Source organism: Paenibacillus paridis, from assembly GCF_006345825.1.
Lineage (GTDB): Bacteria > Bacillota > Bacilli > Paenibacillales > Paenibacillaceae > Pristimantibacillus > Pristimantibacillus paridis.
On sequence record NZ_VCIX01000053.1, the window covers coordinates 19,961 to 35,965 of the forward strand.

Here is a 16,005-nt window from a genome sequence, read left to right on the forward strand (position 1 = left end):
ACAGCGTGCGGGAGATTTCATTTTATCTAGATTATTTTTTTCATTTCGTAGTAACCGGCTTTTTTCGTATCGCCGCGTTCCCTATAAAACTGAATCAGAGTATTCAATGCATTGTCGAACCTTACTTCGTAAGGTTGCTGTATACTTAATGCCCATGAATAAAGCTTAGTTTCAAATAGCATGCCTTTGTACAGCTCCACCATTTGCTCCAGGATTTCTATTTTACTCTTATCTGCATTATAATTTTTACTGAAGTGATCAAAATCGAGCAAATCCATTTTAATGTCTTCGGTGTTGAGCCAAATGTTCCCAAGTCTGCTCTTGATCAAATGGTGGATTCCAAATGCGTCGAATCGCTTTTTTAAGTTATATTGTGTCGTATATAAGTTTGCATAACCTTTATCTATCTCCAGATTGGGCCACAAGTCATTAATGATTCTGTCTCTGGAAACGTACTTGCCGTTCATGCATAGCAAATAGGCAAAAAGCTCTTCCGTTTTTTTGGTTCGCCACTTGTCGTCGATTAATTTCCCGTCTATAAATACGGCAAAATCGCCAAAACACTTGATTTCCATTTTGTGTCCCGTGCCGCTTTTGCTTCTAATCTTCTTTATTTTTTCCAAGGTGACATAAAGCTGTTCGAATTTCACCGGCTTAACGAGGAAATCCAACGCTTTTGTTTCAAGCGTGTCTGTCACATAGGCATGGTAAGCGGATGTAAAAACAAAATCCATATCCGGTCTTTTTTTGAACATCATCCCGAGCAAGTTTATGCCATCGATCTCTGGCATTTCAATATCTAGAAATGCAAGGTCAGGCTGTACGCTGTTCAGTTCTTCCAAGGCTGCCGCAGGATCTTCATACATCGCAACGACTTCGACATCCGCAATTTTTTGGAGCTTGTTCTTCAAGTTCCGCAGCGCATAATATTCGTCGTCTACAATAATAACTTTCATGTCTGCTCCTTAATGGGTACGTCAAAACGAACCGCGGTTCCTTTACCCTTCTCGCTAACGATATGAAGCTGTGTTCCATACTCGGCCTTAAGCCGCGCGTTTATGTTGGCTAGTCCAATGCCCTTGCCCGGCGAGTATTCAAGCAGTTTATATGCGTCTTCAATGCCGACACCGTCGTCTTCTACCGCTATCAAGAACCCATATTCAAGCTCTTTAACCCTGATCGTGACTGTTCCTACAGTTTTCCTTTTACGTATTCCATGTTTAATTGCATTTTCTACCAAGGGTTGAATAACAAAGCGCGGCACCTTCAACTGAATACTTGGATCAATTTTATAGTTGACAACTATTTTGTTCGGGAATCTTGCTTGCTCAATGCGAACATAAAAGTTGACAGCATCCAACTCCTCATGGATAGAAATAAATCTTTCCGAGTTGCCGTAATCGAATATATTTCTGAGATAATGGGATAAATCGTTGACCAAGCTTCCCGCCTTTTCTTTGTTTTCAGCAATAATCCCTTCTATAACATTCAAGGTGTTGTGAACAAAATGCGGATCCATCTGTGCCCGTATGAAAGCAAGCTCAAACTGCCTGGATTGAATTTCGGAATTTTCAAATAGAACTTGATTGCGTTGCTTCTCTGCATTTAATTTATTAATGATTTCTGCGAGAGACAGGGCAAAGGCGGTAGCAGAGGCACAAGAAAGAAAAAATAAGTAATAAATCATAATGTAACTTTGAGGTATCAATCCGAAAACCATCAAATAAAACAGGATTACCGACAAAAAACACAAGAGCCATGCCGTTATGAGTTGCGGCGAACGAATGTTTTTGTTCCGTATTCCTTTAAACATAATTATGAAATACAATACAAACACCACAGAAGATGCGCTCGCACCAAATGCTCCCAGCTCTTTACTGATGAAAAAAAACAGCAATAATGTAAGGGGGAAGTAAACAATGAGCAGCTTTAAACAAACATCGATCTTGGGGAACTTGGTTTGGGTCTGAAATATTGCTCTCATAAACATGGCGATGGCAAGCGACATGAGAATGCCGATGCCTGTAGAATATTCCACAATCCAATAGGCGTACTTGAAGCCCGTAATGTTTAAAAGTCCCGTCATTGCCGCATTCCACAGCAATGTGGTGAACACATAAAAGCAGTATTTTATAAAAGTTTTGTTTTTTATGGCTAAGCCCGTGACCAAATTATAAAAAAACAATGCCACCAAAACGCCGAATAAGATGCCCCCCGCCCAGACGTTTATCATGCTCGTCTTCCTAAAGAGATCTTCATTTGCGAGCTGGGCAATAAAGTTCTGTCCGTATAACGATTTGCTTGTCATGTATATGTACTGATTATGATCAAATTGAGGGGGGATTTTGAATGCGGGGTAGACATAGCTGATTTCATCGGAATTGCTCTTATACGCGTACCCGGAATGCTTTATTTCGTAATCGTTACTTGTTGGGATGTAAATCGTTACATCTTCAAAAAGAGGGTTATTGATGGTAAGGTAATTGATTTCATCCGCGTTATACCGGTTTATTTTTATTTTGAACCATAACGGGACTGGAGAATAGCCAACCTTGGAATAGTTGCCAGGCAGAGCTACGAATTGATCGCTGACTTCAACATCGAAAAAGGTCATTTTTCCTGACTTGTCTTGTAGAATCTCCATACTGATATTATCTTTGGATTTGTTCACATCTTGAAAGTAAATGGCGAAAACGAATGCGGTGCAAAGCGATATGGCCAAAAAAATGGTCATCATTTTCATTGGAAATTTAGTGGATTTCGATCCCATAAACATACTCCCCAGTAAACCCGAACGGTGTCGACTCTTGGAGCAATTTTACCATGCTTCCTGCTATCCTTCAATCTATCCTTGGTGCACAACAGTGACGAGCTAGAATATCCTCATTAAAAATAAAAAAGAACCATACAACAGTAAGGTTCTGAAAGGTTTGGAAAATGGCGGCCCCGGCCAGAATCGAACTGACATCTACCCTTTAGGAGAGGGTTGCTCTATCCGTTGAGCTACGGAGCCACGTTGAAAGGGGTAACCTTGCCAGCTAGCGCCTCGCACAAACATACCCTCAAAAATACTAAAAATTACGTGACAGTAAAGGGTTTCGATGTTGTAAGTGAAGCGTGCCGTGATAGCCATTGAAGGCATGAATTGCAATTTAGGAAACGTTTGCTCTATCCGGATGAGCTACGGACGCGCAGCAACTTTTATTTTATCATGAGAAGAGTAAAGAGTGCAAGATTAGAACCCAGATTTACAAGCTGAGAAGGCAGCGAAAAACAATTTCAGGCCGTTTGTTTAGAGTGCTCTGCATTTTTTGTCGAAAAAACTCTCTAAAGATGTAAGAATAGCAGGAATTATAGCGACGGAAGCGAATATTGTTTAGGAATATTGAGAATGAACGGCCGGAGGAGTCCCCACATGCATGACAGCGCTCATGATTCCCATTCTTTTAAATTAGACTTATCTCCCGAACAGATGTTAAAGGTTATTTTTGAATATACCGCAAAAATAGCGATTGAGAAAAAGCTAGAATCCGTTCTTATTCTAATGGCAAATATGGGCCGAGAGATGGTTGTGGCAGACCGCTGCACAGTATGGCTTATTGATGCCGCTCACGCGGAGTTGTTTACCGTGGTAGCCCATGGAATAAAGGAAATAAGGATTCCTTACGGGAGCGGGCTGGTAGGTGCAGCGATCAGCTCGGGACTGCCTATTTTTATAGATGATGCTTATGAAGACGCGCGGCACAACCCGGAAAGTGATAAAAAAACGGGCTATCGCACAAAATCGATTATGACCATCCCTTTTCGGAACAACCAAGGCGAGGTGATGGGCGCCTATCAGGCAATTAATAAATTAACTCAAGCCCAAACCTTTTCAACGCAAGATATGGAATATTTAACTCTGGCTGCATCCTATTCGGGGAAGTCTCTAGAATCGATTATGCTGCATCAGGAAATTATTGAAACGCAAAAAGAGATTATTTTGGCAATGGGAAAAATCGGGGAAGGCCGCTCAAAGGAAACGGGAAATCATGTAAAACGAGTAGCTCAGTACTCCTATATCTTGGCAATAGGTTTAGGAATGAGTGAGTGGGAAGCGGAAATGCTGCGAAGCGCTTCTCCTATGCACGATATTGGCAAGGTAGCTATCCCTGATTCTGTATTAAACAAGCCGGGAAAGCTCACGGAAGAAGAATTCGAACAAATGAAGCAGCATGCAGATATTGGCTATGAGTTTTTGCGAAACTCCAAAAGGCAGCTTCTGCAGGCCGCGGCAATAGTCGCTTGGCAGCATCATGAAAAGTGGGACGGATCGGGCTATCCTAGGGGGCTTATGGGAGAGGATATCCATCTGTACGGGCGAATCACGGCGCTTGCAGATGTATTTGATGCATTAGGGAGTTCTCGCGTGTATAAGCCGGCATGGAAGCTCGATCGCATACTTGAGTTAATTGAGGCTGAACGGGGGCGTCATTTTGACCCTATGGTGGTGGATGTATTTTTTAAGGAGCTGCCTTCTATATTGGAAGTCAGAGATCGGGAAGCGGACATCCCTGAAATGGAATAGTATTTGCTGGCAAGACCTCATTGGAGAAATCCTTTGGGGTCTTTTTTTGCTAAATAACGACATTGGCCTATGTAAATTTTTTAATTTATCATTTTTTGCCTGTCCGTTATTTGCGCAACTAGGTATATACCGTGCTCGACACCAGATTTGGACATAGACTGATTTAGCTATTATATATCTCTGTCTTAGCATAGCGGGTTTTTACTACATGAGCGGGAGGGCGAGAAAACATTCATGAACAAAAAAGTTCAAACCAAAAGGTTGAATGAAGCGATCCAAAAGCTGCAAACGGCAAAAGGCCTTATTAAGACGAAGCGCTTAAACCATGCGAAAAGCCAAATTCATGAAGCAGTGTCTTCATGTGATTACATTGTAAATACACAATTAAGCAAAAAACGTACTTTAAAAACTTAACGGAGGTGGTAGGAGTGGCAAAACACCGGGCGAGATGCCTGCGCAAAATAAATTTAGCAATTATCGAGTTGCGTAAAGCCAAAAGACTAACTCGCAGAAATCAAATTCAAAGCGCCCAAAACGATGTTAGGGATTCCATCGTTATTCTCAAAAAAGCGCTTAATTGCTTGGATGGGCACCATCCTCACCCGCATCCCAAACCAAAGCCGAAACCAAAGCCAAAGCCTACTCCTGGCTATAAAGGAAGAAGAGGTCCGAGAGGCTTCAGAGGCCCTAGAGGCTACAGAGGGTATCATGGTGAGGCCGGTGCTGCTGGTACTCAAGGAGCAACTGGTGCAACAGGGGCAAATGGCCCAGCGGGTACGGTTGGCGCACAGGGGGCTACGGGTCCTAGGGGAGCAACCGGAGCTGGGTTAAACGGTATTGTAGCATTCGATCCAGCGGCTGAATCAGGGTATCAATTGGGGCAGGTTGTGACGTTTAATGGCAGCTCATACGTTGTCAATTCGGCACCGCCAACGGGAGATCCCGATACCTCGCCTAATTATACGCTGCTTGCTGCAAAAGGCGCCACAGGGGCAACTGGAGCGGGCGCGACTGGAGCTACAGGCCCAACGGGTGCGACGGGCGTAGGCTTAAACGGCATTGTTGCTTTTGATCCTTTGGCAGCACCAGGTTATCCGTTAAACCAAGTGGTTACCTATAATGGCAGCACATATGTTGTAAATACAGTTCCACCTTCAGGTACACCGGGTTCCTCACCAGACTACACCCTACTAGCTGCAGGTGGTGCAACGGGAGCAACCGGAGCAACCGGAGCGGGGGTAACGGGTGCTACCGGACCAACGGGCGCAACGGGCGTCGGCCTAAGTGGTATTGTTACTTTTGATCCACTGGCAGCACCGGGTTATCCGGTAGGTCAAGTGGTGACGTTTAATGGCAGCACGTATATCGTTAATACGGCTCCGCCAACGGGTACACCAGGGACTTCGCCAGATTTCACGCTGTTAGCCGGTGGCGGGGCCACTGGAGCAACAGGTGCCACAGGGGCAACCGGAACAGGAGCCACGGGAGCGACTGGTCCAACAGGTGCAACTGGAACAACAGGAGTTACGGGATCTACAGGAGCGACTGGTGTTACTGGAGCTACTGGGGCCGGAGTGACTGGAGCAACTGGAGCAACAGGCGTTGGCCTAAGCGGTATTGTGGTCTTTAATCCACTGGCCGCACCAGGGTATCCGGTAGGTCAAGTGGTGACGTTTAATGGCAGCACGTATATCGTCAATACGGCTCCGCCAACGGGTACGCCAGGCACTTCACCGGACTACACGCTGTTAGCGGCAAGTGGTGCAACTGGAGGAACAGGTGCTACTGGCGCTACTGGCGCAACCGGAGCAGGAGCCACTGGAGCCACAGGTCCAACAGGTGCAACTGGAACAGCAGGCGTAACGGGAGCGACAGGAGCAATTGGTGTTACTGGAGCAACTGGGGTCGGAGTGACGGGAGCAACTGGTCCAACTGGAGCAACAGGCGTTGGTCTAAGCGGTATTGTGATCTTTGATCCTTTGGCAGCGCCAGGCTATCCGGTAGGTCAAGTGGTGACGTTTAATGGCAGCACGTATATCGTCAATACGGCTCCGCCAACAGGCACGCCAGGCACTTCACCAGATTACACGTTGTTAGCGGCTAGCGGTGCAACTGGCGCTACAGGAGCAACTGGAGCTGGTGTGACAGGAGCCACGGGTGGAACTGGTGCAACAGGCGCGACAGGAACAGCGGGCGTAACTGGCGCAACCGGAGCGACAGGCGTAACCGGAGCAACAGGTGTTGGAGTGACGGGAGCTACGGGTGGAACTGGTGCGACGGGCACAGCAGGTGTGACAGGAGCAACGGGAGCGACAGGAGTTACAGGAGCTGGCGTGACCGGAGCTACGGGTGAAACTGGTGCGACAGGCACGGCAGGTGTGACAGGAGCAACGGGAGCGACAGGCGTAACTGGAGCAACAGGAGCTGGCGTGACAGGAGCTACGGGTGGAACAGGTGCGACAGGCACGGCAGGTGTGACAGGAGCAACGGGAGCGACAGGCGTAACTGGAGCAACAGGAGCTGGTGTGACCGGAGCTACGGGTGAAACTGGTGCGACAGGCGCGGCTGGAGTAACGGGAGCTACGGGCGTAACTGGAGCAACAGGAGCTGGCGTAACCGGAGCCACTGGTGGAACAGGTGCGACAGGCACGGCAGGAGCAACGGGAGCGACAGGTGTAACCGGAGCAACAGGTGTTGGAGTGACGGGAGCTACGGGTGGAACTGGTGCGACAGGCACGGCAGGTGTGACAGGAGCAACGGGATCTACAGGAGCTACTGGTGAAACTGGTGCGACAGGCGCGGCTGGAGTAACGGGAGCAACAGGAGCAACAGGAGTGACCGGAGCCACTGGTGGAACAGGTGCCACAGGCACGGCAGGAGCAACGGGAGCGACAGGAGTAACCGGAGCAACAGGAGTTGGAGCAACGGGAGCTACTGGTGAAACTGGCGCGACAGGCGCGGCTGGAGTAACGGGAGCGACAGGAGTAACCGGAGCAACAGGTGTTGGAGTGACGGGAGCTACGGGTGGAACTGGTGCGACAGGCACGGCAGGTGTGACAGGAGCAACGGGATCTACAGGAGCTACTGGTGAAACTGGTGCGACAGGCGCGGCTGGAGTAACGGGAGCAACAGGTGTAGCAGGAGTGACCGGAACCACTGGTGGAACAGGAGCAACGGGGGCGACAGGCGTAACTGGAGCAACAGGAGCCACTGGTGGAACAGGTGCGACAGGCACGGCAGGAGTGACCGGAGCCACGGGTGTAACTGGGGCAACGGGAGCAACCGGAACAGCGGGAGTAACGGGAGCCACGGGTGAAACTGGAGCGACAGGAGCAACAGGAGCAACCGGAACAGCGGGAGCAACTGGGGCAACAGGAGCCACGGGTGGAACAGGAGCAACCGGAACAGCGGGAGCAACTGGGGCAACAGGAGCCACGGGTGGAACAGGAGCAACCGGAACAGCAGGAGTAACGGGAGCGACAGGAGCGACGGGTGGAACAGGAGCAACCGGAACAGCGGGAGTAACGGGAGCAACTGGGGCAACTGGGGCAACAGGAGCAACAGGAGCAACAGGGGCGACGGGAGCAACAGGAGCAACAGGTGGAACGGGAGCAACAGGTACCAGCTTGACTGCTGATTCAGCGTTTGCAGCCAATACGACCGGTGGAATTATTGCCGTTGTTCTTGGAGGAACCAATGTTCCGCTTCCTAGTTCCCAGAACTTAAGTGCTAACGTGACGGTTAACGGAGCAAATGATACGTTTACGGTTGTTAATGCCGGAAGATACTTTATTAGCTATCAAGTAAACACGACGGCAGCCCTGCTTGTCAGCACGCGACTTCTTATTAATGGAGTGGCAAACACCGCGTCTACGATTGCGCCGGTGCTTAGCCTTTCAACTTTTAATAACGATATTGTAGTTACTTTAGCGGCAGGAAGCACGATTACGTTGCAGCTATTCGGCTTATTAGGAGCTGCAACCTTGCTAGGCGGAAGTGCGGGCGCAGCATTAACCATTATTCGATTGAGTTAATAAAGTGACAGTAACAGGACAAAAGTATGGGAATATGATGAATCAATCTTATCGACTCGTAGGAGTGTGATTTTGTTGATTTCCATCAGCTTGTGCTTAATTGTCAAAAATGAAGAAGATACGTTAGGGCGGTGCCTTTCCTCTGTGAAAGGCATCGCCGATGAAATTATTATTGTGGACACAGGTTCTACGGATGCAACAAAGCAGGTTGCGGGCGAGTTTACAAATCGTATCGAGCATTTTACATGGATCGATGATTTTGCGGCAGCCCGCAACTTTGCTTTCTCTTTGGCGACTAAGTCTTATATCATGTGGCTGGATGCGGATGACATCCTGAAGGAGACAGACCAACAGAAACTGATTGCGTTAAAGAAAAGTTTGGATCCAGGTGTTGATTCGGTCTCGATGGAATATCATCTGGCTTTCGATGAATTCGGCAATGTAACATCTAAATTAAGACGAAACCGAATCGTAAAGCGGGAACGTGCTTTCCAATGGATCGGTCCGGTGCATGAGTATCTTGAAGTGTATGGGAATATCTATCATAGCGATGCAGCCGTCACCCATAGCAGTATTCATCATGATAGTGACCGCAACTTAAATATTTATGAGCAGAGATTGGCCAAAGGGGAGATATTTTCTCCGCGCGATTTGTTTTATTATGCCAACGAGCTTAAGGATCATGCTAAATTTGAAGCGGCTATCCGATATTATGATAAATTTCTGGCAACCGGAAAAGGCTGGATTGAGGATAACGTCGCCTCTTGCAGCAGACTTGCGGATTGTTACAATGAGCTGAAGGAAACCCGGAATATGGTCGATTCCATTTTTCGTTCATTTCATTATGATCGGCCCCGACCTGAATTTTGCTGTCGATTAGGTTACCATTTCTTGCAGCAGGCAGACTATAAGCTTGCGATTTACTGGTATAAGCAGGCGTTAAGCGTGGATAGGAATGAGGAAAACTGGGGATTTGAAAATCTGGCTTGCTCTACGTGGCTGCCAAATTTGCAGCTTTGTGTATGCTATGATCGTATTGGCGAGTATGAAACGGCGAATGAGCATAATGAAAAAGCGGCACAATTCCGGCCAACGGATGAGCGGATTTTAGCAAATCGTGATTACTTAAATAAGCGTTTAGGCAAAAACACGAATGAAGAGATTGTACAGTCATAACGGTATTAGCGGCTGACCCTGTGAAGGGTGTGAGCCGCTTTTTTGTTTTTAACCGAGAATGAGATTGACAAGCTTAGTTGAATGCATTATATTATATTTTATAAAACTTAATTGTATCAAATTTAATTATTGCTTTTCTCGTATGTTGCATTAAAGAATAGAACATCAGGATTTGGGTAATAAGAAAGCAAGATGTCTTCATGCATTAGAGAAGACAAAAGGGAATGAAGTGAGGCAGCTAGCTTCTGAGCATCATAACAAAAAAAAAATCGGAGGAATAAAACATGCAAAAATTATATACGGCTACAGTAACGGCAACAGGCGGACGGGATGGCAAGCTGGTATCCAGCGACAATATTTTGAATGTAGACGTACGAGCACCTAAAGAGCTTGGCGGTCAAGGAGGAGCGACGAACCCAGAGCAGCTTTTTGCAGGGGGGTATGCTGCATGTTTCGAGAGTGCGCTTAACGTTGTCAGCCGCATGAAAAAGGTTAAGGTAGAGAAAACAGAGGTCACGGCTCACGTTACGCTCGGTAAGGATGATGGCGGCGGATACGAGCTTGGAGTGAAGCTGGATATTTCGATTGCAGGCGTTGAGCCTGATTTGGCTAAAGAGTTGGTTGAAGCTGCCCATCAGGTATGTCCTTATTCAAGAGCTACTCGTGGAAACATTCAGGTAGAGCTAAATTTGATTTAAACCAGCATCGATCTTTGCATGAAAAAAAACGCCAGAGAATCTTCCTCTGGCGTTTTTATGTGCATTCTTGTCTAATCATAATTTGTGTAAGCATACCTAGTGTTATAGGGTAATACTTTTTTTGCCGGAAAGCTCAATTGATTTTTGGACAAGCACGGCCATTGCGTCTACACAATGGTCTGAGACCTCACTTTGAATGGGGATACAAGATAGCTCCGTGCAGGCGATGATAACGCATTGGCACTGGTCATGATCAAGCAGGTGGCGAATGATCCCCTCAAATTCGGAAGGCTCAACAGGCAAATTGCGTTTAACCTTATTGTAAATGATGTCCATCACATGCTCCTGAATAGGAGCGTCAGGCTCATGGAGCTGCATTTGGTAATGATCGCAGCCTTTACGGTAAACACCGCTGCTGACCGTACCATTTGTGGCCAAAATACCGACTTTGCAATGCTCGCCATACGTTTCATATATGACTTTGAGCGTCTCGTCGACCATATTAATGATGTTGATGCTCGTCATCTGCTGCATATCGTTATAGAAATAATGCGATGTATTGCATGGGATAGCGATATTGGACACGCCGGCTGCTTCGAGCAGCTTCAAATCCTTGGCAACGGCTCCGAGAAAACGTGCGCCTTCATTTCTCAAAATCACACCCGTTCGATCTGGCAAAGTCGCATGATTGAGGATGACGATGTCAATATGCTCTTGATCTCGGTCTGCTGCGGTCTGTTCGATAATCATGTCGAAAAATACGGATGTGGCTTTGGGACCCATACCGCCTATGATACCTAAGCTTTTAGCTTCCATTGTCCAACCTACTTTTATTGAAGTGTTTATTTGAATTAATTTAATTACCCACAATCATAGCATGGCTGCCCATTTCGTCATAGCTGTTGAAAAAAGTGTCTGCATCGTAGGTGACTTGTCCCTTGAGCGGATTCATGACATGCACGATTCCGTCCTCGTAGCCGTTTAACACCACGACATGCAGGTTAACCGGGGCCGAGTAGTGTTCGCCAGTGTCATTGAAGTACCAGGCATAATTGATTTTGGGCGGCGTGAGATCAAGCGTGATCCAAGTAACAACAGGAATCCCTTGATTGAGCTGCTCGATGATTTGTTCCCGCGTACTTCCGCTTATATCAGCGGTAGGTTTGCTGCGCCCAACAGCTTCAAAATAAAGGTTAGCCGCGTCAACAATGGGAGGGGCGAAGCTGAAAAAACCTCCCTTAAGCTCCCTAGGATTTCCCGCATAGGCTTTGTACGGGTCAGGGCCATAAAGCTTATTGTTCTTGGAGAAAAACGGCTGTTTCGGCAAATAAACATCTGCCATTTCTAGTTTATTAGCTTCATAGCCGTAGAAATTCAGAACAGCCGTTAACGAAGTGATCTCGCATCCATTAGGCAGCTCAGGCTTCTGCATGACCGTATCGACGTCGAGATAGACCTTCTTAATCACGACCGACCCGTCAGCAGCCATCTCATAATCCTTGATATACCCAGGCATCGGATTGGTAGCCGAGATCTCCAAGTTAGGTGAATCTAAAGTGAAGGAATGCTCCTCTTCTGCTATAGGGTAAGGCCCGCTTACTTTCTGTTGTTTCATTGTATAGTCTGTTCCGTAATCAAGCAAACCTGACGTTGCTCGGCCCGTCGCATCGGTCGTAAGGGATTCGATAACCGTTGCGCCGGCATCTGCCGTAATCGTAAACACAGCGCCTGGAATCGGCTGTCCGGTTGCTTCAACCGTGTTGACGATAGTTACGATGCCTTGCTTGATCTGCGGTGTCGGAGCGGCAGTTATTAGAGGCTGCTCCGTGCTATTTTTCTCTGTAGAATTAGTGTCATCTTTGTTAAACAAAGTATAAATGAAAAAAATAATACCTAGTAATATCAGTAGTTTTACGATTCTCTTCATGTTGAGTTCCCTTTACTGTATCGCTGTTTTAGGTGCTACAGTGCGCAACGGGCTGAATCTGCCAAAGTATTGGCATCCCTCGTTCACGCTTGCTCGAAGAACGTCTTGTGCCAAATAAGGAATACGTACACCGTCCAAATATATCTAGCGTAGTTTTGTTTACCCGCAAAGTGGCCATCCAAATACTTGAGCAGCTCATCCGTATGGAAGAAAAGCTTGGCCCGGTCGGAGACAAACATCTCCTTTACGAGTTTATAATATTTTTCTTGGCGCAGCCAGTGCCGGATAGGTACGGGAAAACCGACCTTTGGCCTATTTGCCCATTCCTCTGGCAGCACTTCTTTCGCAGCTGCGCGTAAGGCGTACTTGGTCTGGCCTTGATGAACCCGGAGCCCCGTGGGCAGTTTTGAAGCGAGCGCCATTACTTCTTTGTCCAAGAAGGGAACGCGCAGCTCAAGCGAATGAGCAAGGCTCATTTTATCTGCCTTAAGGAGAATGTCGCCGGGAAGCCAAAGCTTTAAATCGACATATTGCATTTTCGTAATATCGTCCTTGCCGCGTATCTGCTTATAAACCTGATCGGTAATGCTCCTGACAGAAGGTCCTTGCTTGTAGTCGTCTTTCAGTAAGGATAGCGCATCCGCCTCGTCAAAGACATGGGCCTGTCCGATAAAACGCTCCTCTACCCGCTGTCCCCCTTTTTTGACGAAGGAGGTGATTCGGTTTTTGGGCAGCTTGCTGCTGATTAGGGAGAGCGGCCGCCGCACAACAAAAGGCAATTTCTTATATTTTTTCATTGCAGGTGTCGTATCATACCAATCGTACCCGCCGAAGATTTCGTCTGCCCCTTCTCCGGAGAGGACAACCGTCACATGCTTGCTGGCTAGCTCTGCCAGAAAGTATAGAGGAACGGAGGAGGGATTCGACTGAGGTTCATCCATATGATATTGAATCGTTGGCAGCATCTCGAAGCATTCGTCAGCCGTAACTAGCTTCTTATGGTTATCTATGCTCAAGATATCGGATAAATCCTTGGCCAGATTCGTTTCGTTAAAGTTTCCCTCATAGTCCTGAAAGCCGACAGAAAACGTTTTGTTTGGCTTCAATAAGGCCGTGATGTAGCTGGAATCAATGCCGCCGGATAAAAAGGAGCCAACCTTTACATCGCTGATTTGGTGATAATTGACGGAATCCTTTATCGTGCTTTTAATCTGGTCGACGTAGTAGGAAAGACTGTTCTCTTCCGCTTCAAAGCTTGCATTCCAGTAAGGCTGTATAGAAAGCGAGCCTTTGTTGTAAATCATATAATGGCCGGGTTTCAGTTTGTAGACCCCTTTAAAAAACGTTTCATCCATCACGGAATATTGAAAAGTGAGATAGGGCTTCAGCGCGTCCTTGTTCATTTCTTTCTTAAAGGCGGGCTGCTTGAGGAAGGCTTTGATTTCCGAACCGAATAGGAAGGATTTATCCGATGTGTTTTGAGTGTAATAAAGCGGTTTGATGCCAAAGTGGTCTCTGGCGAGGAACATCGTCTCCTTGTTCGTATCCCAGATAGCAAAAGCAAACATGCCCCGGAGCTTCGGAAGAAGCTCGACGCCGTATTCTTCGTAAGCATGAATAATAACTTCGCTATCCGTATGGCTTACGAAGGTATGCCCTCTTTGTAGAAGCTCTTCCCTGAGTTCTTGGTAATTATATATTTCGCCGTTGAAGACAAGCACGCAGCTTTTGTCCTCGTTGTACATCGGCTGACTGGCCACCTCAGACATATCAATAATTTTCAAACGCCTGAATCCGAAAGTAACTTCTTCATCGGAGTAGATGCCGCCGCTGTCTGGTCCTCGATGAACGATGGTATCCATCATATCCTTAATGATGGATACTTGATCAACGTCCGGTCGACTGTCTGCAAATCCTACAAAACCGCACATAAGCAATACCTTTCATTTAATTTATTGTTTAATCCGCTGTCACATTTCTTTTTCGTTTGAGCTCTCTGACGATTTCAGCCTCATTGAAGGGAATTTCTGTTTTCCCGATAATTTGCGAGGTTTCATGTCCTTTGCCCGCAATGAGAATGACATCGTCTTTCCGGCTAATCTCAATTGCGAAAGCAATGGCGTCTCTTCGGTCGACAACCGCTTCGTATGCTCCGTCATATGCTTCTAGTCCTTCTACAATTTCCCGGATAATCATCGTATTGTCCTGCATCTTTGGATTATCCGAGGTAACGACAGAGAAATCCGCGAATGTGGCAGCTACTTTGGCCATCGCTCTGCGTTTCTCTACTCCAGACTCTCCATCCGCTGCATAGACCCCGAATACGAGGATAATTTTACCCTTGGCAAAAGGACGAATCGTCGTTAAGGCTTTCTCTAGGCTGTCTTCCGTATGCGCAAAGTCAACGATGATTTTTGTTTCCTCATCCTGATACACGACCTCCAGCCGGCCTTTGATGCCTTCAACCGCAGCAATACCATCTGCGATTTGCTGCAGGCTGAACTGATTGCAATAAGCGGTAGCAATAGCCGCCAAGCTATTATATACGTAGATGGCGCCCGGGAGATTCACCTTAATGGAGATGCTGCCTTTAGGTGTATTTACTGTATAGGTGGTATAGTCAGCAAAATAGCAGATATCCGTTGCAAAAATGTCAGCCTCTTGCTCGATGGCATAGGTCAGCAGTTTCGGCTCCTGATTTCTAAGACGGTCAATCAGAATTTGGCCGTGCTTATCGTCGGCGTTAATAATGTTATAGTCCGTAGTCATAGCGAATAATTTGGCCTTCGCTTCAAAATATTCCTCCATCGTATGGTGCAATTCCAAATGATCGGGCGTCAGGTTCGTAAAAATGCCTGTATTAAAGCTGGAATGCGCTACGCGGTTCAAATTGAGCGCATGCGAAGAAACCTCCATCACGCAATGTTTCGTGTGGGAGTCAATCATTTCAGCAAAGATCTGCTGGAGATTAAGGGATTCAGGCGTCGTATTTTTGTTAGCGAACACTTTGTCTCCAATAACGGTGCCAATCGTTCCGATAATGCCAAGCGATGTTCCGGTCTGTTCAAAGATGGATTTTAGGAAATACGTAGTCGATGTCTTGCCATTCGTTCCGGTTATGCCGATGAGATTCATTTGCTCTGTGGGACGGTCATAGAAGTTAGCTGCAATGAGGGCAAGCGCTTCGCGCGTGTCGGCAACTTGAAGCACCGTTACGCCCGGCGCGACCGGCACGGCCTTCTCCAGTACGATGACTGCTGCGCCTAGCTCTATAGCTTTATCTATGTACCGATGGCCGTCTACGGTGAACCCGGAAATGGCAACAAATACGCCGCCTGGCTTTACCTCGCGGGAGTCATAGGCAACCGAGCTTGCTTCAGTATGTAAATCGCCTTGCACGAGCGTATAACTAAGATCTTTGGTTAGGGAGGTCAATAACATACGATCAGCTCCATTCGAGTGGCCTATTTCTATGAGTAAGGACTATCTTCGCAGAATCTTCTTCGTATCTTCTTTGACGGCTTTGGGCGGCACAAGGTTGCCGCCAGTAGATTCTTGCTACGAAATCCATGGAATTAGAAGCGAAGGAGTGCTTTATGATAC

Annotated in this window: 11 protein-coding genes and 1 tRNA gene; 5 read left to right on the plus strand and 7 right to left on the minus strand. The window is 47.0% G+C overall.

The features are described from left to right. Positions 1–26: 26 nt before the first annotated feature. The 3 genes from FJQ58_RS01315 to FJQ58_RS01325 form a co-directional block, all read right to left on the minus strand. On the minus strand, positions 27–956 hold the full coding sequence (locus FJQ58_RS01315; protein WP_139990650.1) for a response regulator: 930 nt from the start codon (positions 954–956) through the stop codon (positions 27–29). Further along, positions 953–2,770 (minus strand): histidine kinase, encoded by a 1,818-nt coding sequence (locus FJQ58_RS01320; RefSeq protein WP_162341244.1) that lies wholly within the window; start codon positions 2,768–2,770, stop codon positions 953–955. The genes FJQ58_RS01315 and FJQ58_RS01320 overlap by 4 nt, the downstream gene beginning before the upstream one ends. A gap of 168 nt (positions 2,771–2,938) precedes the next feature. Beyond that, a tRNA-Arg gene (locus FJQ58_RS01325) sits at positions 2,939–3,013 on the minus strand. 402 nt (positions 3,014–3,415) lie between these two features. Here FJQ58_RS01325 and FJQ58_RS01330 point away from each other — a divergent pair. From FJQ58_RS01330 to FJQ58_RS01350, 5 genes are all read left to right on the plus strand, one after another. Then, positions 3,416–4,567: an HD domain-containing phosphohydrolase gene (locus FJQ58_RS01330; protein ID WP_139990652.1), complete on the plus strand. Its 1,152-nt coding sequence runs from the start codon at positions 3,416–3,418 to the stop codon at positions 4,565–4,567. 234 nt (positions 4,568–4,801) lie between these two features. Then, complete coding sequence (locus FJQ58_RS01335) at positions 4,802–4,981, plus strand: hypothetical protein (RefSeq protein ID WP_139990653.1); 180 nt, start codon at positions 4,802–4,804, stop codon at positions 4,979–4,981. Between the two features lie 14 nt (positions 4,982–4,995). Beyond that, the gene (locus FJQ58_RS33140) at positions 4,996–8,601 is read left to right on the plus strand and encodes a BclA C-terminal domain-containing protein (RefSeq protein WP_274382309.1); all 3,606 of its coding nucleotides are present in this window, start codon (positions 4,996–4,998) and stop codon (positions 8,599–8,601) included. A 75-nt stretch (positions 8,602–8,676) separates the two neighbouring features. Beyond that, positions 8,677–9,777 carry a tetratricopeptide repeat-containing glycosyltransferase family 2 protein gene (locus FJQ58_RS01345; RefSeq protein ID WP_139990711.1) on the plus strand — a complete coding sequence of 367 codons (1,101 nt, stop codon included), beginning with the start codon at positions 8,677–8,679 and terminating at the stop codon, positions 9,775–9,777. A 284-nt stretch (positions 9,778–10,061) separates the two neighbouring features. Further along, positions 10,062–10,475, plus strand: a complete 414-nt coding sequence (locus FJQ58_RS01350) for an organic hydroperoxide resistance protein (protein WP_139990654.1) — start codon at positions 10,062–10,064, stop codon at positions 10,473–10,475. 102 nt (positions 10,476–10,577) lie between these two features. Here FJQ58_RS01350 and FJQ58_RS01355 read toward each other — a convergent pair whose 3' ends face one another. The 4 genes from FJQ58_RS01355 to FJQ58_RS01370 form a co-directional block, all read right to left on the minus strand. Further along, entirely contained in the window at positions 10,578–11,291 is a 714-nt protein-coding gene (locus tag FJQ58_RS01355; protein ID WP_139990655.1) for an aspartate/glutamate racemase family protein, read from the minus strand. Between the two features lie 40 nt (positions 11,292–11,331). Next, positions 11,332–12,402 (minus strand): C39 family peptidase, encoded by a 1,071-nt coding sequence (locus FJQ58_RS01360; protein ID WP_139990656.1) that lies wholly within the window; start codon positions 12,400–12,402, stop codon positions 11,332–11,334. An 83-nt stretch (positions 12,403–12,485) separates the two neighbouring features. Next, the gene (asnB, locus tag FJQ58_RS01365) at positions 12,486–14,333 is read right to left on the minus strand and encodes an asparagine synthase (glutamine-hydrolyzing) (RefSeq protein WP_139990657.1); all 1,848 of its coding nucleotides are present in this window, start codon (positions 14,331–14,333) and stop codon (positions 12,486–12,488) included. Positions 14,334–14,361: 28 nt separating this feature from the next. Beyond that, positions 14,362–15,843 carry a UDP-N-acetylmuramoyl-L-alanyl-D-glutamate--2,6-diaminopimelate ligase gene (locus FJQ58_RS01370; protein WP_139990658.1) on the minus strand — a complete coding sequence of 494 codons (1,482 nt, stop codon included), beginning with the start codon at positions 15,841–15,843 and terminating at the stop codon, positions 14,362–14,364. Positions 15,844–16,005: the final 162 nt, after the last annotated feature.

Coding starts and splice junctions, on each gene's coding strand:
- FJQ58_RS01315 (WP_139990650.1), bottom strand. CDS start 956: ATGAAAGTTATTATTGTAGACGACGAATATTATGCGCTGCGGAACTTG.
- FJQ58_RS01320 (WP_162341244.1), bottom strand. CDS start 2,770: ATGGGATCGAAATCCACTAAATTTCCAATGAAAATGATGACCATTTTT.
- FJQ58_RS01330 (WP_139990652.1), top strand. CDS start 3,416: ATGCATGACAGCGCTCATGATTCCCATTCTTTTAAATTAGACTTATCT.
- FJQ58_RS01335 (WP_139990653.1), top strand. CDS start 4,802: ATGAACAAAAAAGTTCAAACCAAAAGGTTGAATGAAGCGATCCAAAAG.
- FJQ58_RS01350 (WP_139990654.1), top strand. CDS start 10,062: ATGCAAAAATTATATACGGCTACAGTAACGGCAACAGGCGGACGGGAT.
- FJQ58_RS01355 (WP_139990655.1), bottom strand. CDS start 11,291: ATGGAAGCTAAAAGCTTAGGTATCATAGGCGGTATGGGTCCCAAAGCC.
- FJQ58_RS01360 (WP_139990656.1), bottom strand. CDS start 12,402: ATGAAGAGAATCGTAAAACTACTGATATTACTAGGTATTATTTTTTTC.
- asnB (WP_139990657.1), bottom strand. CDS start 14,333: ATGTGCGGTTTTGTAGGATTTGCAGACAGTCGACCGGACGTTGATCAA.
- FJQ58_RS01370 (WP_139990658.1), bottom strand. CDS start 15,843: ATGTTATTGACCTCCCTAACCAAAGATCTTAGTTATACGCTCGTGCAA.